Genomic DNA, 25,188 nt, shown 5'->3' with positions numbered 1-25,188 from the left:
AACTCCTAATTGCATAGTGAAATTGAATCCGTTTACAAATAACCAGCAGTTCGATGCGGCATTACTCTTACGAATAAGAGAAATCGCAGGAAACATCAATTTCAAAACGGATAACTGGGTACTTAAGAATGCTCCTGGTTCTTCTCCATCGTATTATGAAGTCTACTTGACATTTAAATTCTTTGGTTCCGTGCAAGCACCTTTTGCCAATATAATAACTTGTTCTACATAGTCCTACCTATTTCCTTTTTTGGGAGATAAAGAATGATGTCGGAAAAATTCGGGTGCAGCCATTTTGTCTGAATAGGACGGTTTCAGCGTGGGTCATGCGGACAGTAATAAAGCATGGGAAGACTTTTTACGCGATCTGGTCCGTAGAACTTGGAACTGCCCTTAACCGTCATATCTGCCGGGATCGACGTTACTTAAGCCATACAACGGCCGATGTTATACGCATTTAGGGTGGGGAAAATCTGCAACGTGCTGAGCCGGTTTCCGAAAGCGTTTCACGCGGATGTGACTCAGCTGCTGTATACAGTGGGAGATGAGATCAATAACCGTTCCGTGCCTTGGAAAACGAATTCGTCTAAGATGTTTCGAGGAAAAACCGACGTACGCAGAGGCTTCACCGGTTTTGGTACAAAAAAGTCTATTAAAATTCATCTTTGGTGTGGTCATTCGTGACACAAACTGTGGCGCATGAGGATTAAGGCGGATCAGCGGGTGACCAGTCATCAACTGTGGCAACAAGGTCCGCCAAAAGTCGCGGAAGATGACCGTGTCACGGCATAAGTACGAGTGAGTTCAACGCTTTTTATACCAGTTTTGGAGCATAATCCTCATCATGCCTGGGGTATTGTGAAGTATGTCCGGTTGGTTCATGGGTGGGTCTAACTGGTACTCATTGGTGGGTAGGTATTCGCGATTTGTTGTGATATGGTCATTGGCAACCATTGAACGGCCCTTTATCCTCACGGTTACGCTGCAAACGCTGGCTAACGTCCGCCACCTCCACGATTTGAATCACATTTTACTGGTCCCTACTATACGAACTATTCCCCATCGACTTGTATTTCTTCACAATAATTGCAGTTGGAGCAAAAGATATCCACAATTGTCCACAGACTTATCCCCAAAATTTTCACATGATGTGCCCAAGTTGTTCAAAACGTCCCCTTCGTGGTGAATTTTTTCGCATCTTGGCCTAGCAAGTGATAGAGCGAAGAATGCACATCTTGCAAAGCCGGGGCATGAGGTATCTGCACACTATCACATGCCGCATTATCCCTAATGACCCACTGTTTCCCGTTGCGAAAGTGCACAATTAAGGTGGCGCCCTGGCCAAAGTCGGCCGCACAGTGAAAAAGTTCGGGAGGCAATACCGGCAGGTGGTTTAGCAAATCCACAACCGGGGCAATGGTCTTAGGATTGTTAAGCGTAAAAGACTGAAGAGGACTCCCATAACGCCATGCCCTGTAGTGCACCGTGATTTCGCGAACCGCCGAAACTGGTGCCATGCGACTGCTCTGAGGTCTTGAAGGCACTGGCAGTTCGGCCACGATATATTGCATATTGGTCGTATGAGCATTCAGGGGAAGAAAATTGATGGCTACTTGCGTGGTCTCTTGCGGTCCCTGAGCAAATAACAGGCCGTAGGTTAAGGATTCACTATGCGCCAGGCTCGACATCGCCTGGCTTATGAGATGATATCCCTCTTTTTCCATCTCATGCATATACCAATTTTCCGCGTGGTCATAAGACGTGGGTAGTTGCCAAAGCTTGGAGAGATGATTCTCCGCCCCCAGCACGAGCGGGGCGGCAAACGGTGAAGAGATGGGGGGAGCTATCACCGCCACACTATGAGGATACCGGGGAACGGACTGATAGACTTTCGCCGTGACATTTTGCGTAGCCACTGGCGAGATGTTAAGATTAATGGTCCCCAAAGATGGTAGGGCTAATAGCCCACTTGATAGAATCACCGGTAATCCCCAATGCCCCATTTGCTTCCACATGTTCCGTCACCTTCCCAATGTGTCCCATCATACTATTCACAACGCTTTATTCTGGCAAATAGTCACCGAAATATGTAAATCAACCCAGAGAAAATTTCCCTGGGCCTTTTGACTTTTATCTCGCTCATAATTATTATGAGGATTGACTAACTTAAATTAAACCGCCGTAAAACCACCTGTTTTAACCACCGTCTCACTGGGCGCCGGATAAATCCCGGAACAATACGCGATACGGTAATAACGAGGCGCATGCCTTTGGAGTCTAATATGATGCGCCTTAACCATTCGCGGTGACTTTCCGTGGATCCTCCTTGGGCCGAGTTCCCCTGCAAGACCTCTTTATCCAGCACATAATAGGCTGGCAATCCTAAAAGCTCTTGATGTTTGGTCCACATTTGCTTCTGAATACGGTGCCGGTTCTGGGCTGAGGTCGTCCGCACCATCGAATTCGGACGAACCCGGTACTGGTAATGGGGGTAAGGCAGCACTTCACCGTGATCCCCCGATTTTGCCAGCCGTAATAATAGTTCCCAATCTTCCCACCCATAGCGGAAGGATTCGTCATAGCCCCCATGGGCAAAAAACCGGTCCCGGCGAATCACGATGCCGGCATGGGCTTGATTCTCCGCCAATAACGTAGGTGCATAGAGATCTTGGGGTCCCCAAAAGCCTTGGGCTCCCTCAAAATAATGAATAATAGGATAGACCAAGGAGAGGTCTTGATGCCGCATCAAGGCCTGTACACTGTGCCGTATGGTCATGGGAGCCAGCAGATCATCCGCATCACAAAAGGCCAAATATTCACCCTGCGCTCGTTTCGCCCCGTAATTGCGGGCCCCGGGGAGCCCACTATTAGTCTTATGAAAGACGCGAACCTGATTATGGGCTTGTCCTAAGCGGTCTAAGAGAGCAGCAAAGCCGGGTTCTGTGGACCCATCATCGACCAGAATAATCTCGATGTGGGGATAGTCCTGGTGTAATAAGCTCTCAAGAGTCTCCTCTATGGTCTCACTCGCGTTATAACAAGGGACAATAATACTAACGAGGGGTTCGTCTTGGGAGATGCTGTTCTCGAGTTTTGGCTCATTGATAAACCATGTCGGGAGTTCGGTGGGTGCTTGCGCCATTCTGTGCAGCGCGCTCCGGGCCTGTTCGCCGAAGATTTTGCGTTTCTCGGGATGGGCGATGAGTTCAGTCAAGGCCTCATCAAACGCGTCCGCATCAAAGGGATCAATCAACCAGCCCGCGCCCCCGTCTAACATTTCTCGCATGCCGCCAAAACGGCTGGCAATAATGGGCTTGCCAAAGGACATGGCCTCAAGACAGACATTAGGCCAATTTTCAAAACGGCTAGGAAAAACCACAATATCCGCGTTTAGGTACTCGCGTTGAAGATTTTCCCGGGTTACCGGACCCATAAATTCAAAGGCCTGCTGGTGGTGGGGGGGAATTAAGGATAAAAGATAAGACCGGTACGATCCCTCTTTCCACCACGTATCCCCCCCAACTAAGCGTAGCGACACGTTTTGTCCCCGGTCTAATTGTCGAATTATGGCCTCAACCAGCAAATCAACGCCTTTGCGGTGTTCTAAACGGCCCACATATAGCACCCGAACAGCAGAAGTGTCCTGAGAAGAATTAGGCCCTTTTTGATCTAAGAGGGGATGGGTAAAGGCCGGGATGGGATGGCGCATCGTATAATAATCCCGGGGAACGTCTTGCCCATAAACGGCCGCTAAATCTTGGCTGGGTACACTGACCACGTCGGCATAGCGTAAGCAATACTGCTCCATATTATAAATCGCTTGCCGGTATAATGACGGTGGTTCCTCATTTAAGGTGTCACACAGGTGAAGAGTCATGTGCCCATGGACCCACAGAATAACCTGGCCAAATTCGCCTAATAACCGCTTAGCTTTAATGCAAAAGTACCCTTCCCCATTGTAATCGGGAAACTCTACGATATCAAAAGGCTGGGTCTTTTGGAGTTCTTTGAGTGTCACATAAACGGCATACGAAAAATTATGTTCAGCGGTGCGAAATCCCTCGACAGCCCGAAGCGGGATGATCTGGTACGGGCGTTCGGGCGGTGGAGCAATTTCGTCACGGTCTTCGAGAAACTTGGCGGCTGTCAGGACCGTGACATGATATCCTTGGCTGCTCAAAGAGGCTGCGTGATGGTCTACATAGACGCCAATCCCTCCTGATAGATTATATCCAGCTAATTCACGGCTCGTAATCACGATGTGTTTCATGCAAGGCATCCTTTAATCACGTATAGTCACATAACGTCCAACAGTAATTTTATACTCAACGAGTATACCTGAACCGCTCCCATTGAGACAATATGTGGCCCTTTTCATCAAAATCTTGGAAAGATCGGCAGGACATTACTTATGATGACGAGAATTATGGGAAGAGAGGATGTTCTTTTGCAAAGTGAGGGATTAATGTTCCAATGATGATGAATACACGATCTATATGGTTTTCGGCTATTGCGGCTTTTGGATTAGTCACACTGACAGCGGCCATTCCCCATCGCACCTTAGCCACCACCCAAGCAGCTACCACGAAACCCGTAGCACTTTATGCGACCACTCCCCAGGCCCGCACCGGACAAAGTGTGACTTTGATGGCCGCCACCAATACCCCGTTATCGACAGGGGAATCCTTAGCCATCATGAATGCCACCACCGGACAAATTCTCAATCAGGTCACCTCAGGCACCACGGTGAGCACAACAATTATCCATCATTCTCCGCAAACTGATAAGTTCGTGGCGGTCCTTACCAAAGACAGTATGCCTTTGGCCGTGAGTTGGGTAGCACGCCCCATTGGAAACAATGCCGGTTATCAAAATGCCGCGGGACAGTCCGTGGCTTTAGTTGCTCCAACTACAGCCATTTCCGGCATCAATTTTACGGTGACGGCAGAACCCACTGGGTTTAAAGAACCCGTCTACCAATTCTGGTGGGCCATGCAAGGTGGGCAGTGGCATTCGAGTGGACCCTTTAGTTTCGCCAATTCGTATACGATCACCCCGCCCCGAAATGGCTTCCTGTCGGTCTTGGTCTATGCTCGGGAATTTAGTGCACCCCACAATGAGAATGCGGATCAACAAGCCATCTATGAGGCCAAATCGGATACCAGTGTGATTGATATTGGCGGCAATGCCGAGAACCCCGTGAATCCGATCAGCGCCAACAGTTTTGTCTCATTAAGTTTTGCCAACGAGGTGGCTGTAGGTAACAATATTACGTTAACCGCAAATGCCACGGGCATTACCAATCCCCTTTATCAATTTTGGTTTGAATCACCCACCAACGGCTGGCAAAGCAGTGGAGAGTACAAGGCGACAAATACCTTTGTGATTCCGGCGACGGTGCCTGGTCCTTGGCATGTGGTTGTCTATGCCAGACCCTTAAATGCCCCTTTAAATGAAACCTCAACCCAACGCTCCAGTCTCGAAGTGGCGAGCCCTGAATCAACCATTACCGTCCATAACTAACAGCTCATGTCATAGGGCGATTGTGCCACATAGCGATTGATCCCCCCATTTCTTTCTATTAATATTTTCTTCTTCACAACAACGAAGAGGACAGGCGTGTCCTGATAAGGGCCTGTCCTCTTCTGTCAAAATGGCGCATGTGTTATGGTTTTGAATCATGCTTAATGATGCTCCGGCATTAGAGAAAACCACTCGGTTCTGACAATATGAGGCTGTGGAAAGACATCACGGTATTGAATCACCACCCCGTGCCTTACGCCAAGTTGAGCAATTAAGGCGGACGACGGCATCTTGGTCGTCAAAATCACGGCGGTGGCCTTAGGGATTGTGACCGACGTCACAAGATCACCTGGCCATAACGGCACGACGTGGTAGTGAGCATGTCCTTGCGATAAGTCCTCTAACATATAGTGCGTGCCCAATTTGGCATTCCACACGGTGGTAATATGATCATGGTATGTATAGGTCCAGGGTGCAAATGTCCACGTAGAATTTTTGACGACGATAACTCCTTTTGTCACCTGGTGCTGCTGAAGCGTTTTGAGAACAACCTGCCCGATTTGGGCACTAAAGGCATTTGCCGCATCATAGGCGGCAATATCTTGACCTCGCAAGACAATCACCGTCACCAGAAATGCACTCAGCCCCACCATGGACATCATCCGGCCGATCCTATGAACATTAAATGGTCTCAGGATGACCAGAAGAGCTTCGGCCAAGAGACCAATGCCAATAGCCGCAACAGTGACCGACCTGTCCGCCACCCAGACATAATGCGTGAAGAGCCACGGCATATAGCTAAGCACAATCCAAATTATCCCGGCCCCCGCTAAAGCTAGAGGATGAACGCTCATCTCCCCTATCTCATGAGGTTTTGTATAATTCCACGAAACCACAAAAAGGGAAAATATGAGGCTCAATATTATTACCACGACGAGCCACATCGCTGGGACATGTGACCATCTTAATCCCTCACGCCATGCCGAAAATTGTTCAGTGGTCCAAATATATTGGATTTGAGGGACAATCGCCTGAAACGAATGGAGTACGGCCCCAAGGCTATGATTCGCTTCTTTGCCATTCGCGACCATGCCAGGGACATGCCGTTCATACCATGCTGCCGTTAACAATAAAGCCGATGCCGGACTTAAAACAACCGGCCAAAAGGCCTTGCGGTAATGCCACGCTATGATGAACACTAGCACAAATTGACTAAACCAATATTGTTCATAACATAAATCCGCTGCCAAAAAGGTCAAGAAGGCCAATATCCACACAACGACAGAATGCTTTTTTCGCGCAAAAAATTTGAGGGTAGTCAAACCGAGCCCCAACATGAAGAGTCCCAACACAATGCCCGTAGCAGCCGTAATCCAATATTGTCCTTCATCCGTTAACGGCCACCATAACAGCGCAAGGACAAATATCCAAAATGGGTAGCCCCATATCTTCTCGGAGGACAAATCGCCAGATCAGTGCAGTCGCTAACAGCGATAAAAGAAGAAAAAAGCAACGACCACTTCATGCGGCCAAAATCTTGACCAGAGTTCAATATCTATCAAAAACGACAGAGGGCGGTAGGCATCTAAGTGATGATCCAAATAGAATTGCCAGCGGTTGCCCCCGGCCCAAAAATTTGGAAACCCTAGGGTGAACCAATCATCACGAAAAGGATGGTACTGCCGTCTGGCCATAAATTCCGACAACATCCACAGGATCAAAAGAATACTAGCCAATGTGATATTTTTAACAACCCAAGACCTTCTTGTCACCAGCGTCCTCCGAAAAAACCTTAAACAGTGATGAATAAGACTATTAGTCCTCATCATAAACGATACGCGCATTATCGTCTTGGACAAGTCCTTATGGGTCTGCGCGTTTGGTTAGTGGACTTGGTGCTAAAGACCATGCCTCATCTCTAGGCATTTTTCATTCTCAATAACAGGGAGACTACGGTAGAGACAAGGTCTCATTGTTGGTCTCAAAGCCGGTCTCGACTTGTGTTCGGCCATTGCCGGGCCTTTGCCCCACCCTTATGATGGGAACCAAACATATCCCAATAGGGACCGATAAGACTATAAGACCAACAGTTGATCCCTTGTAATCCCCAGTGTTTTTTAGTCCACCGATACACCAGGTTGGGAATCTCATTGGGGAGCCATTGTCGTTCATGGTTAAGAAAATATTCACAGCATTCGTTGGCGCTTCATTATTGGTCTCACCAAAGGTGTAGGAACCGTATTCGCTATCAGCCAACGCCGCCACCCTTGGTGAATGGCTGGGTTCAAATTTCTTCGCCGGCCGAGCTCCTTTACGGAGGTGAAAATCCCTCACAATACTTAACAGCCAAAATCGAACTCACGGCTTCTATCGATCTCTCTGGAATTAGTTGACAGCCACTAGGCACAAAAAATACCCCTTTTAACGGAATGTTCAATGGACAGAATTATGCCATTAGCGATCTAAGCGTCACGGGTTCTGTAGAAGATAGCGAATTTTTTGGGGTCATTGGGAGTTCCGCGGTGATTGAATATGTTCCGATTTCTGGTTCGGTATCAGTCACTGGCTACTCGAGTGTTGACGCCGGAATCTTAGCGGGTCGATTGGAAGGTTCCGTCATTGGGGTGAGTACAGCTGGTACGGTTAGCGGTGCAGCTTCAGATGGAGGTCAGGTGGGAACTAATGCTGGTGGTTCCATCACGGATAGTGATTCCACGGCAACAGTAACCGGAAATGACGCCAACATCGGCGGACTCGTGGGTAATCAAAATTCAGGCACCGTGCAAAATGTCTATGCCACAGGAACTGTGAGCAATTCAGGTAGTGAGTATAGAGGCGGACTTATTGGCGATTTAGAGGGCGGCACGCTCGTGACGGGATATGCCGTGGGTAAGGTGAGTGGCGGTTACGCAGGAGCCATCTTGGGACTCTATGACTCATACAGCAGTCCCATGGTCTCAAGCGTCTATTTTGATCCGGTCCTATCGGGCACGTCCCACGCCGTGGGTTTTAACTCAGCGTCCGGTATTACCGCATCGACTAATTTAACCAGTGAATCAACCCTTTCCGGATGGAATTTCACGTCGGTATGGCATTTGTCACCCACTATGAATAACGGATTTCCGTATTTGCTTGCCACCCATGTCATCCGCATCTCTTCCCCATTATTATCAGTTTGGACTTTGCCTGTAATCACGACGGAACCCGTAACCATTGGCAAGAATACGAGCCAAGTTATCGGAAATATGGGATACAATGCGGTCCAGGCTATTACGGGGGGCTCAGCTCCTGGATATGAAGAGGAACGCGCGGCGATTCAAACCGGAGCTTCAGCCACCGGCGAGGGGGCGACTCCAGTTACTTGTCGGCCATTTTATCCGGTTCTGGTGTCGGACTTCAGCGGCATGTGTCAGCCCAAGAACAAGGTCAGTTTGCCGCTCTCTATCAGCACCTCAAAATCATCACGACATGGACGAATAATACAGTGACAACACAACAAGCGATTCAAGTTCTTTTGCTCCCACATTAGCTATGGAAAACTACCTCGTTCAGTTCGACGTCTTTTCTTAGGTACTAGCCGAAACATACGCAGGTTCTGAATGAACTCCTTGTTTATGGATAAGAAGTTGGGCGACTTCTTTCCTCTACGCGATCAAAATAGCTATTTGCCGCTGAGTACCCTAACAGAACAGAGGTGTGCTTTTAATAACCAATTGGGGATTAGTAAACATGCTCCTCGGGGAGATGGATCTGAAATATGGATACCTTGCGGGAGAAGATCGGTTTTTTTATCTCTGTAGTGTCATCGATGTCTCTGATCGATCCATCCCGGCTTATCACCTCGGGTCTCACTGGTCCCTCCGTTCAAGCCTTAGGCACCTTGCAAGGCGCCATGCGATCCCGTCAAGGCGACTGGGGTGACACCGACAACGGGTCCCAATTTCTCGCCCAGACATGGACCGCTGGGTGTCAGGCATTAGGCATCATGCATGAACACATTCCCGTGGCCACTCCCACTAAGAACGCGCACATCGAATCCTGGCACAGTCGGCGGGAAGCGGAATGTTTGCGGAATCAGGTCTTTCAGACCTTGGCTGAGGCGTATACGGTGACCGCGGAGTGGATCCGCTTTTATAATGAGCGCCGCATGCATGGACGGTTGCAGGATTGGGCTTCTGCCGTGTACTAGAGAATGCCCCATTTTTCGTAGAAATTGAAACTAGCGATCCTGATGGCTCTCTGGTTTACTAGAGAGGTCTGAACCCATCTTGAGGAGGAATCGCTAGTGACTACCAGTATAAAGAAAAAATCGCTTCCCGAACAGTCGGTGACGGTGCCGTGGGTGGACATCCTCCAGGATGCCGAAGACGGATTATTGGCGCTGTCGATCCGGGTCGGATTGCAGGTTTTGCAACAGATGATGGCGGCCGAGGTGGAGCAGTTGGCAGGACCTAAAGGCCGTCATGATCCGCAACGCCAAGCGGTCCGACACGGGACCGAAGTCGGCAGTGTCTTTTTGGGGGATCGCAAAATCTCCGTTCCACACCCCCGGGTGCGGGCCGCTGATGGCTCGGAGGAAATTCCGTTAGACACCTACCATCCATTTCAGGACCCGACGCTGGCGACACAAGCCGTACTGGAACGCATGCTGTATGGCTTAGCGAGCCGCCAACAGCGCCATGCCGATGCAGCCTTTGAAGCCGCGATGGAGCAGCCAGGCCCCAGCAAAAGCACGGTGAGCCGCCGCTTTATCCAAGCCACCCAACAGGCTCTCGACCGCTTCCTCCAGCGCCGATTGGATGACCGGACGTGGGTGGTGATGATCGATGGTTTGCGTGTAGCGGACCATCTGGTGGTAGGCGCCTTAGGGATTGATGCGGACGGTCACAAACGCGTCTTGGGATTGGTCGAAGGGGCGACAGAAAATCATACCGTGGTCATGGCCTTATTGCCAGATCTCATCACCCGCGGCCTGACGGCCGCGCAGGGATTACTCGTGGTTATCGATGGCGCCAAGGCCTTAGCCAAAGCCGTGCACGACGTCTAGGGAGACCAAGTCCTCATCCAACGCTGCCAAATTCACAAGCAACGGAATGTGCTCGACCACCTGCCGAAATCGGCCGAAAATCGGATCCGCCAGCGCTTACGGAAAGCGTATCAAGAACCGGATGCGGACACAGCCGCACAGGCATTAGAAGCACTCGCGAAAGAGCTGGAACGGGACCATCCCGGTGCCGCCGGAAGCCTTCGGGAAGGACTCAACGAAACCTTAACTGTCCATCGATTGGGCCTTCCGGGCCTCTTGCGCCAAACGTTGGCGAACACCAATGCCCTGGAATCCATCAACAGTCAATTGCGGACTCATGCGCAAAATGTCAAACATTGGACCAATGGGCAACAAGTCTTACGGTGGATGGCGTCGGCGAGCTTTTTTATCGAAGACACGTTGACGCGGATCCCCGGCTATCGCGAGATTCCCGTGTTGCAAACGGCCTTAAAAGCCACGTGTTCCAAAACGCCGGAACAAAAAACCGAGCAAATCGGATAAATCACGAGAAAGGATGCGCTAGCGAAATTCCACGAAGCTTGGGACAACCTCGTGTACTATGAACAGTGCCAAACGGGCACCGCGCCAACGATTCACCCGGTGGGGTATTAAGTAGGCAACCCGAGACGGGCCCGTCGCTTCGCTCTTGACCGCAGGTTTTGCATGGGGGCCGAGGGGTCCGAAGCGTTGCGGAGCAGCAGCCAGACGAACTCTGGCCGCCCGGCCATCCGGGCGGTATCCTCGAGGCGGCGTGAAGCGAGGAAGGTCCACCGAATGGATTGTCAATTTCCACCATAACATCGGTATGGTGCGAAATATCATGCGAACAGGACCATTGTCTAGATATTGGGGGTTAAACCGCGCAAGGACCAGTGCTTTAGGCCATTATGTATGAATTGTGGGGTGTTACGCCATGGCCAGTCATTTTTCTGGCAACCGATTCATTGAGGATAAGCGTAACACCGAGGCTGAATCCGCAGGGGGAATCGATCATCATTCGACGAGGTTCCGTTATTTATGGGTTGTCGTCTTGGAGGGGGCGTTGAGGTGAGGTGGGTCTCGCGTGCGTCCAGTGCCGCCGGAGTTTGCGCCGGGCGCGTTGCAACGCGTTGTCCACGGCCTTAACGGGTCGCCCACGGCGGCGGGCGATCTCACGATAGGATAACCCGTCAGCGATATCCCAAACGACCTGCCACTCCCACGCGGTCAACCGTTGCATGCTTGCGTACCAGTGATTCCGTTCCTCCATCTGATCTGCCCATTGCTGGGGATCAGCGAGCGCGTCGGCTGGCAATCGCTGGTGCCCCGTCACTTTCGCTGATTGGGTCTCCGTTTTCGTCCACGGACTATCCAGCCGCAGGGCGTGGCGGTAAAACACCTGTTTGTGCCGGGTGGCCTGGCGCACCGCATCGGCGAGCCGCCGCTGAATGACCCACCGCAGCCAGGCACGTACTGGCACCTGACGGTCTGGCTGATACTGCATCACCGCTTGCCACACGCCGATGCGCGCGATTTGCTTCCCATCCTCCGCGTCGGTGTCGAGACCCGGCCAATAATAAGCGCGCAGCATGCGGTGAACTAACTCATCGGTTGCCGCAAAAATCTGGTCCCACACGGCCTCTTCCCCTGCTTGCGCACGGGCTATCCACTGGTGCCATGTTCCCTCGTCCGGATCCTCTGGTGGTTGTGGCGACGGCCCACCATCCCACGCAGGGTCCAGCGCCGGGAATGACCGCGCCCTGTGGTCTCCCGAGACGTGATCGCTCATACCGACCTCCTCACTGCTCACGCCATTGCGCCCAGCGGGTTACTGCCCACCGCAATCGGAGCTCCCTCAACGTCTCGGGGTGCTGACACCATCGCGCCCCTCCGAATTCCTCGCGGGCGAAGGGGTCGTGCCGATCGCATAGCGGGTAGCCACAAATTCCCAGAGATACGCCACACTGGTCTCCACATCCCACTGATCCGTGGGAATGCGTAATTCGGGCTGTTTCGGTCGTTCGTACGGGGAGGCGAGGCCCGTCATCGCCGGCACCAACCCGGCACGAGCTTTTTGGTAGAGCAATTTGGGATCCCGGCGCTGGCACACCGCCAAGGGACAATCCACATGGACTTCCACAAATTGCCCGGGGGCAAAAAGCTCCCGCACCATGCGTCGGTCCCCTTCTAACGGGGTAATGAAGGCCGCCAGCACGATGAGCCCGGCATCGACGAGAATTTTCGCCACGTGGCCCGCCCGCCGGATATTTTCGTGGCGGTCCGCCACCGAAAAACCTAAATCTGCACACAATCCGGTGCGTAAGACGTCCCCATCTAACACCGTGTGAGCCAGCCCACGAGCCTGCAGTCGCTGCGAGAGCCCGTGCGCTAAGGTCGACTTGCCGCCGCCCGACAAGCCCGTAAACCATACCACAAAGGGACGCGGTGTAGTGGCGGTGAACATGCCATCCCCCCTTCGGTCTGAAAATCTGCGAACCGCGTCCGCGCGTTTCCTTGTATGATACCAAACGGGCCGCACACCGTCCACCATTTTTCGACACCGTTCGTGAACCGGGGGCCGTATGTTATACTGGAGACGTAACCTGTTCCCGGGCGACGACGCCATGGGTCGGTCCTCATGTCGATAGAGAGGGGAGAACGATGCGTCGACCGATTTTTCTGCATGCGGGCATGCGGTCCGGCAGTACTTATGTGTGGACCAAATTTCGGAACTTACCGGGTGTTATGGCGGGAACTTGGAACACACCTCTAAGTACAGTCACTTTCTAGGCGAGCCTTCCGGCCTCATCGGGAGGCTCTATCAGATGCAATAGATTCTTTTAATATTGAGCTTTTAATGAAGATGGCGCACGCATTCAAGGAATCTCGGCACGGTGTGCCACCCTGGATGAATGTTGTGCATAGCGATGGGATTGGTTTTTTTGTTAGACCCGTTCTCTTCCGGGTTTTCCTCCCACCTCGGTGGTTGAACTGGACGACATATCTTTTTGTTTGGCTGTGCTGAAAAACCCATATCCAACTCTGCGTGGAAAAATCATTCCGTGCGCGCAGTGAACTAGTTGCCATGGCGATCCTGTAACCAATCGTGGACCGCATGCACAACGCCTTCAGCAGATGCCGGTTCCCACAGATAATTAATGTGGATCGTGCTGTTTCCATCCGCCTTCAAATCAGTCCACTGCAACCACGCAGGGTCTGTCAACTTTCCCCAACGATTCCTGGTCAGCGGCACCACCCCAGCAACTTGCAGGACTGCAGGGGTCGCGTTGGGATGCGATCCCTCCACGGTCAGTTGCAGGCGATGGAGAACGCCCGTGCCTGGCGGCAGGATTAACCGGATTTGCCGTACCGGAAACATCGTCGTGTAACGTATCGCGGCAGACCACAGCCCGTCCTTGAAATGATGTGGTACCAACAAGGTCCTCGCCAGAAGTGCTGTGCCAGTGCTGCTGACTTCAAGATACGCCAGTGGCACCGTCGGCAGCTGGCGCCCCACGTGCTGGAGCCCGGCATAGACCCATCCGGCATCCGATTGCCATTGCACGCGAGCGGGGCGCAAGCGGTCCGCGAGGTGGCTATCGTTCTCGTACACCCGACTCGCCTGAACCAAAGTTGCATAAGTTGTCGCCACATAGGGTGGCACGTCCGGCGACGATGCCATGTCGGTCCACGATCGCTTGTCATGCCGAAGATTTTCATCGACAAACTCGTTACAATACGTTGATACTAGCCGTGGATCGGGCGGCCACGCCAGGTCTAGCATACGGGCAACGCGCTCCAATATTCCAATCGGATCGGCGAGCCAGTCATCGTAATCGACGATAACGCGACGCGCACCGTGCGTACTTTGCAAGCTGTCCATGACATACCGCATCCAGAGCTGTAATCCCTCTGCGAGCGTCATTCCGTCCCGTCGCTGGAGGGAGTATGCGACGCTTAAGGGATGGCGAATTACCACCACGTAATTAGGCACCACATCCAGGCGGGAAAAAATTCGTTCCCATAACGGGACGAAGAGACAGGTTCGGGGGTCCTTAAATCCCCAAAGGGTGTGTTCCCCGAATCGTTGCCGCACGAGAGCGGTCATGGTCTCTGCCACAGCCTGCACAGACGGTTGGTCGAGCCATTCTGGAGGGAGCGCTGCCCAGTCGTTCCAACGCCGTCCCAACACCGCCAACAGCACCTCATGCCAATAGACCACGTCCGCCCACTCAAAATGCCCTTTGGGATTGTCAGTCGCTAGAGGAAGGAATTCATCATCCCGGCCCCAGTCAACCCCCAACACCCTCAAACCTGCGGCAATGACACTCGTGCCGCTGCGATGCATGCCAAGCACGACGATTGCTCGGCGAATATTTGGAATCATACGCTGCCCACCCCTTTCGGTTGGTTGCTCATCGTGTCGGCCCGTGAAATGCGGCACCACGAACGCTGTCTGGACTTTCTAGACCGTCGCATGGGAATTTTCGACATCATGCCTAATTCGTGAATCCGTTCCAAGAATGTATCACAAATAAAGGACCGGGGTTCCCGACATTTGTCGCCACCGCATAATTTGCTGTTTCCATTCCTCAACGTTTCCAATTCCTGACTGGGGTACCCAAACAATTGAATCATGGGCCAGTAGATCCACATTGTGAAATACCCAACTCAGCATCTCTGGCGCCGAAGAAAATGTTGGGGAAGAGAACATCCGCACAATTGCAGGATTATTCCGCGCAATGTTTTCCATGAGTTCCCGTGTGCCATCCGTTGATCCTCCGTCGATTAGCACTAATCGGTCCTGTAAGGTCCATAGTCCCGCGATAGTCTGAATGGCCTGCCATGCTCGGGGACGATTTTGTTTGGCCCACACAATGTAATTAGTAGGTCGGTCACCGCCCGAGGGTTCACGCGGATCCGCTAATTTCAAGTTAAAAAAACCATTGCTGAGCCATTTTCGATAAAATATTCCTGAGGATACTGGATAACGATCCGAGGTTCGTCCTCGAGTCGCCGTTTCAATATGGATGATTTCGGCAGAGGCTTCATACCATATGCGTAATCCTTTCTGCGCGATCTTCAGACACAGGTCAGTGTCCTCTAAATCATTAGGATAGGTCTCGTCGAATCCGCTGACCGCGAAAAAATCGTCCCGGCGTACCAGAACGCATGCTCCCGTTACTGCTGGGACCGCACAGGATTGCATCAGTTCCGGTGCCTGCGGACTATTTCCCTGTCGTTCCAGAGCCGTTAAGGGACCCCATTCGGTTTGATGAAACCAAACCCCAGCATGCTGCACACTGCCGTTAAGGCGAATCAATTTGGCTCCTATAAGGCCGTTTTGGGGATCCTGAATGGCTCGTAGCATCGGGCCCAACCAGTCCTGCTGAGTAATGGTATCGTTATTCAAAAACACGAGATAGGTACCAGACGTGGCCGATGCGCCTCGGTTACATGCCGAGGCAAAGCCCAAATTAGGCTCGTATTCTACCACCCGCACAGTTTCCCCAAATACGGCTTTGATTTTCGTAGCGGATTCATCCTCAGACCCATCGTCGACGACGATAATTTCGTAATTATACCGAGATAAGAGTGTCTGTTGAAGAGATTGAATACATTGAATAGTGAGCTCGGCGTGGCCATATTGCGGAATCACAATGGAACACAACGGCTTCGCTCGGTGAGTTACCGCTTCTCCAAGATAAGTATAGAATCGTCGTATCCGAGAAGCCTCTTCGTCATTAGCGTGGACCCACGTTGCCACGATCGCGGGAATCTCCGGACCGACGGCCACAATTCCCAAACCGGAACTATGGGAAAACTGGAACGAGGGAAACTGCATTTTAATTTCTTCCCATAGTTTCCTGATACCACCATCCCCAGATTCAGCCGCAATGCCATGCAACAACACAACGCCGCGACCACTCATCTTTGGCATCCACGCGTCGAAATGATGTCGCGCCTCATCGTACGTGTCAGGTCCGTAAATATGTAATAGATCAATTTGGCCATTATCAAAGCACCCTAAGGCTTCATCAAATGTCATACGTAGTAGCGTAGAAAAGGAGCTATAATGCGCCTCGTTATACCATCGCACCTCATAGAAGACGTTATCCCCTCCCGTGTGGCCGTCGTCCGACCAGGTGTCAACCGCATAACAACGCGTAGAATCGTGAAATCGTTCAACTGCCTGACAAAACGCAAAATAAGAATCGCCCTTATTAGTTCCCAATTCCACGAATACGTGGGGTCGAAGCAAAGTACCCAGTGTAAACGCTAATGGAATATGTTCATGCCATGATGTGGAATTCGTGCGTCGCGCGGGCCACATCCATATTCCGTCATACGCGAGAGGGTTAAACGACATGGTATTCCTCCTGTGAAAAATAGTTTCTGACGATAGGCACCGCCGGTAGCATCAACTGGCCTGGAAAATCGGTTCTGCCGAGCCCCGATCTGTCAGGGGTTTCTAAGCGGCAGATTTCGTGACGGACAGCCGCGCGGGACCGCAGCCGATGGTCGTGCATCACCCGCGCCACCGTTTTTTGGCTGATGCATTCTCCCTCCCGCCGTAACACGGCGGGATTTTGGGGCTGCCAGACCGTTCGCTGGACGCGGCAAACACCGTCCGAATCCGTTCGCCCCGCCAAACCCGGGCTTGTGCCCGGATACGGAGGGAACGATGGTGCCACGCCTAAGACCCGCTTCGCGAACGGTGAGGATTTGGCGGTTTAACCCCCAATTTCTAGACACTAGTCCTGTTCGCATGATATTTCACGGGATATCGATGCTATGGTGAAAAATACCAATCCAGTCAGGGGACATTCCTCCGCTTCGCTCGCCGCGTCGAGGATACCGCCCGGCGGGCCGGACGTCCAGAGTCCGCGAGGCCGCTGCTCCGCAGCGCTCTGGACCCCCTCGGCCCCCGGGCAAAAACCGCGGTCAAGAGCGAAGCGACGAGCCCGTCTCGGGCTGGCTTCTTAACACCGCACCGGGTGAATCGTGGGCGCAGTGCCGGTTTGGCACTGCGCATAGTACACGGCAGGAGCCCAATCGTGCAAACTCCCATGCATGCGGCGTTCATTGTAAAAACGGATCCACTCGGCAGTCACCGTATACGCCTCTGCCAAAGTCTGAAAGACCTGATTCCGCCAACATTCTCCTTCGAGCAGACTGTGCCAGGATTCGATGTGGGCATTCTTGTTAGGAGTCGCCACCGGAATGCGTTCGTGAGTTATCCCTAAGACCTGACACCCTGTGGCCCATCGCTGAGCCACAAATTGGGGCCCGTTGTCGGTGCGAATCACCGGAACGTGGGGACCCCAGTCGGCTTGGCGAGCTCGCACGGCGCCTTCCAAGGCGCCTAAGGCTTGAACAGCGGGACCAGTGAGATCCGAGATGATACGCCAGAATGCATCGATCAAAGACATCGATGACACTGCAGAGATAAAAAAACCGATCTTCTCCCGCAATGTATCCGTATTTCAGATCCATTTCCCAGAGTTGATTGGGGCCCGTCACCACCCGATTGGCGGCCAGAACACGGGGCGGTCGGTTGCCGGAGGGCCGCAAGGGTTGTCCTTGTAAGAGATCGGCCGATCGCAAGAGACGATAGACCGTCTTTTTGTTGATGATCAATCCGTGTTCTCGTCGGAGCCATGTCGTCAACTTCCGATATCCATAAGCCTGACCGTCTCCCGCCATGATAAACTCGCTGAGCCATTCCAGGACCTGCCCTTCCGCCACTTTGGTGTCGTTTGCCGTCCACACATAGCCCCGCCGGGGTCGACCTCCCCCGCGTTTCGGCGTCCAGGACGCCGGACGCTGTCTTCGAGCGCGCCATGCGTAATACGTGGCCCGGGCCACTCCCGCCAACTGACAAACGCGGGTAGGCGGGTATCCCTGCTGGATCCACCGATGGGCTACTTCACATCGGTCAGAGAGGCCCGGGGGGCTTTTTTTAGGAGATCATGCAATATCGCAATCTCTAAATCTTTCTCCCCTAATAATTGTTTCAACTGATGATTTTCCGTGGTGGCTTGCTGTAAAGCTTTCTTTAAGGCACGCGCTTCTTCGGGTGTCCCGTGTTTTGTGGCCGTTTGCACCCATTTTTGTACGAGACGAACCGATAATCCATGCCGGCGGGCGACAGCCGCCGCATTCCGGATATCCAGCGCTTCTTGGATGCACTGGGCTTTCAATTCTGGGGTGATGGTTTTCGACTCTCCCATGGGGTTCACATCCTTTCATGATGAAAATGATGTCAGAATTTTCCGCAGCGATAACTGTATGGGATCGTATCGCTTTGCGTAGGAGATGTCTAGAAGCATTTGGGGGCTTAATAGTTGGCCCCTTTGCGTGTTCGAGAAGGGGAAGCGGTGTTCATCCATGAACTGAACGTTGACTTCCGACCATTGGTGACGAGGTGCATCGATTTTTTTCGAATCGCATTTGCCTCTACGAGATCCCTCAGGTGCCGCTGCACATCGCGCAGGGCTTGGTCTTCCGCTTTCCTATCCCCACTACCCACAAAGGGTTCCACCGGGTCGGCTTAATACGCGGCGACTCAGACATACAAGGTCTTACGGGGAATGCCCAGTTCACGCGCCACTTGCGCGCCACTTTTTTGTTGGGTCAACACGAGCTGAACCGCCGGTGCTTTCAATGCCCGATCATATCGATTGGCCATCGTTTTCACCTCGATGGAGAATTATTGGTCCCATTGTATCGAATCTTCTCAGCGCGTATCGGCAAACGCTTTGTCGTTACCGCGTCGAGTCGCTATCGGTCACCCGCTTGTTCCCGTTCATCGCGTCGGTCACTGCTTGAAACAGCTCCCAAAAACCTTGGGCCGTCTGATCCCAATTAAATTGTTGTGCATGCCGAATTGCCCGGGCTTGCAGCATCTCCCGCTGGGCGGGATCCTGATACAACGTCTCAAGAGCCGCATCCATCGCATCGAGATCCGGCAATGCAAAATCGACCATTCGCGCCGTGGTAAAATGCCGCTGGACGGGAACCAGAAGGCCCCCCGGCCCCACAACCTCCGTCGTCGCACTATAATCCTGCGCCACCACGGGCGTGCCACACGCTAACGCTTCGGCATCCGTGAGGCCGAAGCCCTCCGCCATGGACGTCGACACTTTCACATCCGCTGCATTATAAATGAGCGTCAACCACGCTTTGTCGGAACCCACAAACGTATCCCCCGGATTGTGAATCTGAGCATGGCGATCGGTCAGATCATACCGGTGCAGCAACACGGGTAAGTCGCCCCCCTCATCCCGCGGCATGGCATGAATCAGCAAAAACGCCTCCGGATGACGGCGGCGGAAGCGATCAAAGACCCGGACCGTGTCGTAAAAGTTTTTTCGAATGCTGTTGCGGTTCACGGCCGCGATCACAAAGCGGTTGGTCAGGCCCAATATCTCTTTACACGCCGCTTTCGACGTTAAGGCCCGTTTCGTCCCCGGTTGGTCCACATAGATAGGACGTTCAGGGGAGGCGGGATACACCACCTCGTGTTCGACTCCATGCCACAACACCGGCACCTTGAGTCCCGCCTCGTCCTTCAACACCCGGGCCCCATGGTGCGACATCGCCACCACCGCATGCGCCGCCCGCACCGCCTCGAGCCACTCGTGGGGCAAGTGCGTCCCATCCACCGGAGCATAAATCACTGTCGGGACCGGGAACTGTCCCTGCAACACCTTCAATCCCTCCGCCACGGTGTACAGATCCTGCAAAATAAATAACACGTCGGGTGTGAGCTTTTTCAGTAATTCGGGCAATCGGCGCACGCCAAACACGTCAGCGCGATCGTACTTGGTGGCGGGATACAACGCGATGGGCCCGGCCCACGGATCGCCCAAATAGTTGCTGGCTAACGCCGCCAATTGCGCGCCGTGACGTGTCCACCGTGCCGCCAAATTCGCCGTCACCGTTCCATAGCCCGTATTGGCCCCCGCATCCGACCAAATCAAAATCCGCACAAGTCTCACCTCAATCTGTTAATAAAAGAGGGAGGGGTTCCCCTCCCTCCTTCTTTAACGGTAGTCACGTTGCAGATCCAGCCGACGGCGCTTGGCTACCGCCTCATCACTGGGCACGCCTCCAAGGCCGGATCCGCCAGATCAATGGCTGCAGAGCCTTACGACCCCGCCCGACTGTATCCGTCATTCGTGTACGTGACCGGTTGCGCGGGTGCGGCCGTTGCATTCGAATCCGCTTCCCCGATGGAGAAGATGTACCCTTTGGTGGCAGAAAACGCCGTTGTGCCATTCTCGAAGGACGCACTAGCCGTTGCCGACCCTTGGGTGATAACGCTTCCTGATGTGTTATAAAGGGTGATGGTACTTCCGGACACGGTTAGAGACCCCACCGCCGTGCCTCCAGAGGGAATAGCCACTTGAACATCTGCGAGATCGGTCGTCCCGGGCTCATATTCCGCCACTTGGAAGTTGAAGTAATTCGTGGTGCCAGAGGTCGACGCAGGCTGTAGACCACTCCCAAACGCAAGGGTCGCCCCACTTGTCGCTGAGATGCTCCCGCTGCTTACGAGCGTGCCCGGTGCAAAGTTGGCCAGCGTCGTCACCGTCGTGGGTGTCGCCGCGGCTAACGCGCCACTCACGCCCGCGACGCTAAAGAGCGTGGTGCCCGAGGCCACGGAACCCGGCGTGCTTACCGTCCCGGTGGGAATGGCCCCCGAGGTACTCGTGTTTTCGACATACACGGTCCCGACACCCGATGAATTCACGGTAATCGTCGCGGTCGAACCGGGGGTGCCCCCTTCGGTACTCGCCACCTCGACCCCGGACGCGGCGTTCACGGTCACGGTGCCCCCCGCCACGGGAGTGCCGTTCGCATTCAGCGCGGTAAAGTCTACCGCGTGCAACGGCGATGTCGTGGCATTCGCAAATTCTCCATTTAACCAATACCCGACCGTCGTGCTATACCCAGCGGCTGAGGCTCCGGTGGGATCCAACGTAATGGTGCCCAGCCCGGACGGATCCACGCTGACATTCTCGGTCGTCGTCGACGCTAATCCACTCACGTCCGCTGTGCCGCCGCCCACCCGGACGGTTATCGGATACGTCCCGACCGAGGCCGGGGCCGTATACGTGAAGCTCGCTTGCCCCTGACTATTGGTGACGACTTGCGCAGCACTGAGGGTTCCCTCACTGGTCGGCACCGACAAGTACACCGTTTCATTGGGCAGTGCTTGCCCGCTACTGTTCACCGTCGTCACCGTGAAGACTGTGGAGGATCCGGTCCCCAACGTCGTGGTGCCCGTCACCTTCACCGAGGTGGTATCTGGGGCTCCCGTCACGGTCGCATTAGAGGGTCCCACAGTCACCGCACTGGCCGCACTATTGGCTGCCACCACGGTCGCACTCGTTTGTCCGGCCGCGATAGTGACGCTCGTAATGGGGATTCCGGCGGTGTTCTCCCAGGTGATGCCATTAATCGTGGGCAATGTGACCACGTACGCAGCATCGGCCGGGATAATATTGCCCCCGGCATCCACGGGTGACACGGTAAATGACATGGTCGAATCACTCGGAACCGACACCGCGGTTGCACCGCTTTGCGCGAGATCCGTTCCATTGCTGAACAACGCGAAGCCTTGGAGCGCTCCGGCCGTCACCGCCACGTTAGCCACGCCGGACGGTTGCGTCGGCGCACTCAGGTCTTGCACCTTAATCGTGTAATTCCCGACGGTTTGTGGGGTCGCGCCATAGAATGTGATCGGCTGCCCCGCCGTGGTGACATCATATTCGAGGTTGTTGCTACCCGCAACCGGGGTTGCCGTACCGCCGACGAAGTTACTCGCCACGTCTGCGCCGCCAAAGAGTCCTTGCGGCAGGGTCACGCGGAGCACATCGCCGTTAGCCAAATCGCCGTAATTATCCGTCGCCTTAATGGTGAACATCGGGGTGGTCGCATTCCCAGCCGCGGTCCCCGCCGGATACGCGGTGGTTTGACCCGGGGTCACGCTCACATTGGTCGTGGCCAATCCCACTTCCTTAATGGTCCCGGTGGTCTGCGAATGGCCGTTCCACATCGCGGTTACAGTGGCCGTATTGCCCACGCCCGTTGGCAGCGTCAAAGTCACCGACGCTTGCCCGTTTCCGTTGGTCGTCACCGCGAGCGGCGTCGACGCGGAGGTATAGGTCGTGCCGCCATTCAGTTGGCTTCCACTCGGTCCGGTCACATAAAAGTCGACGGTCTGTCCCGCTTGCGCGACATTGTTACCTTCCGCGTCCTGCAATTGAGCCGTCACCGTCGTCGTCGGATTCGACGCCAACACATCGGAGGTCGCCACCGAGGGCGTAATCGTCAGCGCGGCGGCTTGCCCCGGGACCACGATCACATTTTGCGAGGCACTCGCTAATCCCGACGCAGAGACCGTCACGGTGTAGGTGCCCGCCGTGCCAAACGTGGTCGTACTCCCGCCAAAGGGCACCACAAACGTTCCGTTCGTCACGGGAACCGTCCCGGTGGTCACCGTCGATCCACCCATGGTGATGGTGTACTTCACGCTACTTGGGGCGCTCTTCGTGGTGGTAAAGCCGTTAGCATCCTCAACCGTTCCGCTGAGATCCACGGTTTGACTCGTGTTATCCGCACTGATTTGGCCGTTGATGAGGTACGGATTGTTGCTCGGCAAGTTCACGGCTAACTTCGCCGCAGTACCCGGTTCGCCTACCGTCAAGGTAGTGGCCGCGCTATTTAAGGTCGCGCCGCCAGATATCGATCCCGACACCGACAGGGTCACCGGTCCGGAGGCGTAACTGGGCGCATCCAATGTAACAGACCCCTGCCCCCCCGCAAAGGTGAACGTTTGCGATTGCGTGTTTCCCGGGAAGTACGCGTCCCCCGTGACCGTCGCTGTCACCGTGTAGTCTTGGTTCAACGTGACAGGATTGCCCGCTTGGTCAAGAACTTGGATCGGGACGGTAATCGAGCCGCCCGCCGACAAAAGGCTCGATGGCGTGCTCAGCTTGAAGGCCTGGGCCTGAGCAGTACTGTAGTGTACAGTGGTGGAGGCGTTCTGGGTGCTGCCATTGGGGTCGGTCCAGTTCACTTGGATGCTGTCACTGGTTCCCGTTATACTCGTGGGCGCCACAACGGTCAAGGTCGCTTTGCCGTTGACCACATTAAAGGTCTCCACGTTCGTCGAGGTGTCGACGCTGCCACCCTCGATATAGGCGCCGCTTGACGTGGTCACGTAAGGGGTGTAGTTGTGGTTGGCGTCTTTACCATTTCCCGTTCCTTGGAAAGAAATGGTCCCGTTGTAGTTCGCGACCGGGTTCCCGTTCGCATCCACAACCGTCGCGGTGATGGTGTCGGTCGCTTGGCCGTCGGCCACGAGGCTGGACGAAGCTGCCGAGAGTTTCACCGCCGCCGCTTGACCGAAGGCGTCAAATGTGGCTTTGGAGAACTCTGAAAATTGAGCGTCTTGAGGCGCATTAAGGTCTTTAGCAAACAAAACAGCTTTGTAATCACCCGCAACATCTGCAGTTACGGAGAAGTCTGGTGAGGACTGGTAAGGACCGCTTGAGAACCATGTGCCGTCAGGTTTTTGAATCCAGAGCTGGTAAACCGGGTTGGTTAAGTTTTTAGAACTAGCTGTGAAGTTTAAGGTTGTTCCCGGAGCCACATTGGTAAGACTCGGGGCGGTTAAGGTAGCACTGGAGTCCACGTTCACGAACTGATTAGTGTTGGTGGCTTCAGAGTCGACCGGAACGCTTTGCCCTTTATCTTTGGCGTAGACAACAACCTCATAGCTTCCTTGCTCCAAAGGGGGTAACTGGAAGGTATTGTTAGTGCTCCAGTTGGTTCCATGCCAGTTGCCGTGAGGACCTTGATACCAGAACTGGTAAAGCGGAGTACCACTTCCAGTTTGTGTTGCAGTTGCAGTAAATGATACGGGATTGCCGACCGCCACGGTGCCTTGTTCGGAGCTTAAACTTACGCTTACCACAGCGGGAGCGCTAGCTGCAAAGGCACTCGCCGTTGGCAACATGGACAACAAAAACATAGACGAGCCAAGAGCGACTCCACTGGCTTTTTTCGCAATATTTTTAGCCAAGGTTGAAAAACCTCCTCAAAATGAGTCCTGCATTGAAATTCACTTGCATGAAAAGCTTTTTGTTGTTAAATTTCTGTGTCATCCTTCCGGATTACCCGGAGGTTCTTGCTTCGTTCCGGGCATAATCCCGGCCACGTTATCGAGATAATACTCCAGAGCCGCGTTGACTATAGCCACTTGGCTTTGTCCGGTCTCGTAAGACCGACGTAAAAGCCGTTCTTTAAGCTCAGGTGTAAGGCGGACTTGGAATGATACGTAGGCGCGGGACCGTCCATAAAAATTGGCCACAACGTACCACCTCTCACCTCCTGCAACTTTCAGGAATTCCCTGAATATGGTTGCTTTTTTAGACGCGAGGCTCGTCTTCTCCTGCCTACCCGAAAGGCGAACCATTCCATTCACCGATACATTGTGGGTGGTTTCAACCTTTCTACCAATCAATTCGTGGTCAGTTTGGAAAATCCTCTTTTCATTGGGAGATTTTTCTCGAAAAAAGGAGAAATATCCCGATGGAGGAATGATATTCCTGAACCATTCATAA

General features: G+C 53.5%; 18 protein-coding genes and 1 pseudogene. 4 read left to right on the top strand and 15 right to left on the bottom strand.

The features are described from left to right. Positions 1-1,163: 1,163 nt before the first annotated feature. Positions 1,164-2,015, bottom strand: a complete 852-nt coding sequence (locus tag B8987_RS07075; RefSeq protein ID WP_084661110.1) for a hypothetical protein — start codon at positions 2,013-2,015, stop codon at positions 1,164-1,166. Positions 2,016-2,161: 146 nt separating this feature from the next. Beyond that, entirely contained in the window at positions 2,162-4,270 is a 2,109-nt protein-coding gene (locus tag B8987_RS07070) for a glycosyltransferase (protein WP_176213177.1), read from the bottom strand. 203 nt (positions 4,271-4,473) lie between these two features. On the opposite strand from B8987_RS07070, the gene B8987_RS07065 reads away from it, so the two are divergent. Then, entirely contained in the window at positions 4,474-5,523 is a 1,050-nt protein-coding gene (locus B8987_RS07065) for a hypothetical protein (protein WP_084661108.1), read from the top strand. Positions 5,524-5,684: 161 nt separating this feature from the next. Here the strand turns inward: B8987_RS07065 and B8987_RS07060 are convergent, their stop codons facing one another. Both B8987_RS07060 and B8987_RS07055 read right to left on the bottom strand, forming a co-directional pair. After that, complete coding sequence (locus B8987_RS07060; protein WP_084661107.1) at positions 5,685-6,986, bottom strand: hypothetical protein; 1,302 nt, start codon at positions 6,984-6,986, stop codon at positions 5,685-5,687. Between the two features lie 21 nt (positions 6,987-7,007). After that, positions 7,008-7,295 carry a hypothetical protein gene (locus B8987_RS07055; protein WP_084661106.1) on the bottom strand — a complete coding sequence of 96 codons (288 nt, stop codon included), beginning with the start codon at positions 7,293-7,295 and terminating at the stop codon, positions 7,008-7,010. Between the two features lie 750 nt (positions 7,296-8,045). Here B8987_RS07055 and B8987_RS07045 point away from each other — a divergent pair. The 3 genes and pseudogenes from B8987_RS07045 to B8987_RS07035 all read left to right on the top strand — a co-directional run bounded on the left by B8987_RS07045 (position 8,046) and on the right by B8987_RS07035 (position 11,071). Continuing rightward, the gene (locus B8987_RS07045) at positions 8,046-9,011 is read left to right on the top strand and encodes a hypothetical protein (protein ID WP_139793484.1); all 966 of its coding nucleotides are present in this window, start codon (positions 8,046-8,048) and stop codon (positions 9,009-9,011) included. Between the two features lie 269 nt (positions 9,012-9,280). Continuing rightward, positions 9,281-9,712: an integrase core domain-containing protein gene (locus B8987_RS07040; protein WP_084661103.1), complete on the top strand. Its 432-nt coding sequence runs from the start codon at positions 9,281-9,283 to the stop codon at positions 9,710-9,712. Positions 9,713-9,808: 96 nt separating this feature from the next. Continuing rightward, a pseudogene (locus tag B8987_RS07035) lies at positions 9,809-11,071 on the top strand (IS256 family transposase). A 514-nt stretch (positions 11,072-11,585) separates the two neighbouring features. Here the strand turns inward: B8987_RS07035 and B8987_RS07030 are convergent. The 11 genes from B8987_RS07030 to B8987_RS06970 all read right to left on the bottom strand — a co-directional run bounded on the left by B8987_RS07030 (position 11,586) and on the right by B8987_RS06970 (position 24,935). Beyond that, a complete protein-coding gene (locus B8987_RS07030; RefSeq protein WP_084661102.1) occupies positions 11,586-12,338 on the bottom strand; it encodes a sigma-70 family RNA polymerase sigma factor in 753 nt (250 codons plus the stop codon). A gap of 66 nt (positions 12,339-12,404) precedes the next feature. Then, positions 12,405-13,013 (bottom strand): adenylyl-sulfate kinase, encoded by a 609-nt coding sequence (gene cysC / locus B8987_RS07025; protein ID WP_242940637.1) that lies wholly within the window; start codon positions 13,011-13,013, stop codon positions 12,405-12,407. 612 nt (positions 13,014-13,625) lie between these two features. Next, the gene (locus tag B8987_RS07020; protein WP_084661101.1) at positions 13,626-14,936 is read right to left on the bottom strand and encodes a sulfotransferase family protein; all 1,311 of its coding nucleotides are present in this window, start codon (positions 14,934-14,936) and stop codon (positions 13,626-13,628) included. Positions 14,937-15,077: 141 nt separating this feature from the next. Continuing rightward, complete coding sequence (locus B8987_RS07015) at positions 15,078-16,919, bottom strand: glycosyltransferase (protein ID WP_084661100.1); 1,842 nt, start codon at positions 16,917-16,919, stop codon at positions 15,078-15,080. A gap of 613 nt (positions 16,920-17,532) precedes the next feature. Then, positions 17,533-17,769, bottom strand: coding sequence for an integrase core domain-containing protein (locus tag B8987_RS20325; protein ID WP_479725450.1), 237 nt, complete (start codon positions 17,767-17,769; stop codon positions 17,533-17,535). Beyond that, entirely contained in the window at positions 17,756-18,256 is a 501-nt protein-coding gene (locus tag B8987_RS20320; RefSeq protein WP_479725451.1) for an IS3 family transposase, read from the bottom strand. The genes B8987_RS20325 and B8987_RS20320 overlap by 14 nt, the downstream gene beginning before the upstream one ends. A 218-nt stretch (positions 18,257-18,474) precedes the next feature. Then, positions 18,475-18,783 carry a transposase gene (locus tag B8987_RS06990; protein WP_076005813.1) on the bottom strand — a complete coding sequence of 103 codons (309 nt, stop codon included), beginning with the start codon at positions 18,781-18,783 and terminating at the stop codon, positions 18,475-18,477. 335 nt (positions 18,784-19,118) lie between these two features. After that, positions 19,119-19,241: a transposase gene (locus tag B8987_RS19950; protein WP_139793482.1), complete on the bottom strand. Its 123-nt coding sequence runs from the start codon at positions 19,239-19,241 to the stop codon at positions 19,119-19,121. A gap of 76 nt (positions 19,242-19,317) precedes the next feature. Then, positions 19,318-20,544, bottom strand: coding sequence for a glycosyltransferase family 4 protein (locus B8987_RS06980; RefSeq protein WP_084661097.1), 1,227 nt, complete (start codon positions 20,542-20,544; stop codon positions 19,318-19,320). A gap of 158 nt (positions 20,545-20,702) precedes the next feature. Next, positions 20,703-24,647 carry a beta strand repeat-containing protein gene (locus B8987_RS06975; protein ID WP_084661096.1) on the bottom strand — a complete coding sequence of 1,315 codons (3,945 nt, stop codon included), beginning with the start codon at positions 24,645-24,647 and terminating at the stop codon, positions 20,703-20,705. Between the two features lie 78 nt (positions 24,648-24,725). After that, entirely contained in the window at positions 24,726-24,935 is a 210-nt protein-coding gene (locus B8987_RS06970) for a hypothetical protein (RefSeq protein WP_084661893.1), read from the bottom strand. Between the last annotated feature and the right edge of the window lie 253 nt (positions 24,936-25,188).

Source organism: Sulfobacillus thermosulfidooxidans DSM 9293, from assembly GCF_900176145.1.
In the GTDB taxonomy this organism is placed as follows: Bacteria; Bacillota; Sulfobacillia; order Sulfobacillales; family Sulfobacillaceae; genus Sulfobacillus; species Sulfobacillus thermosulfidooxidans.
The sequence above is the reverse complement of the archived record's forward strand: the minus strand, read 5'-3'. Positions and strand labels throughout refer to the sequence as shown.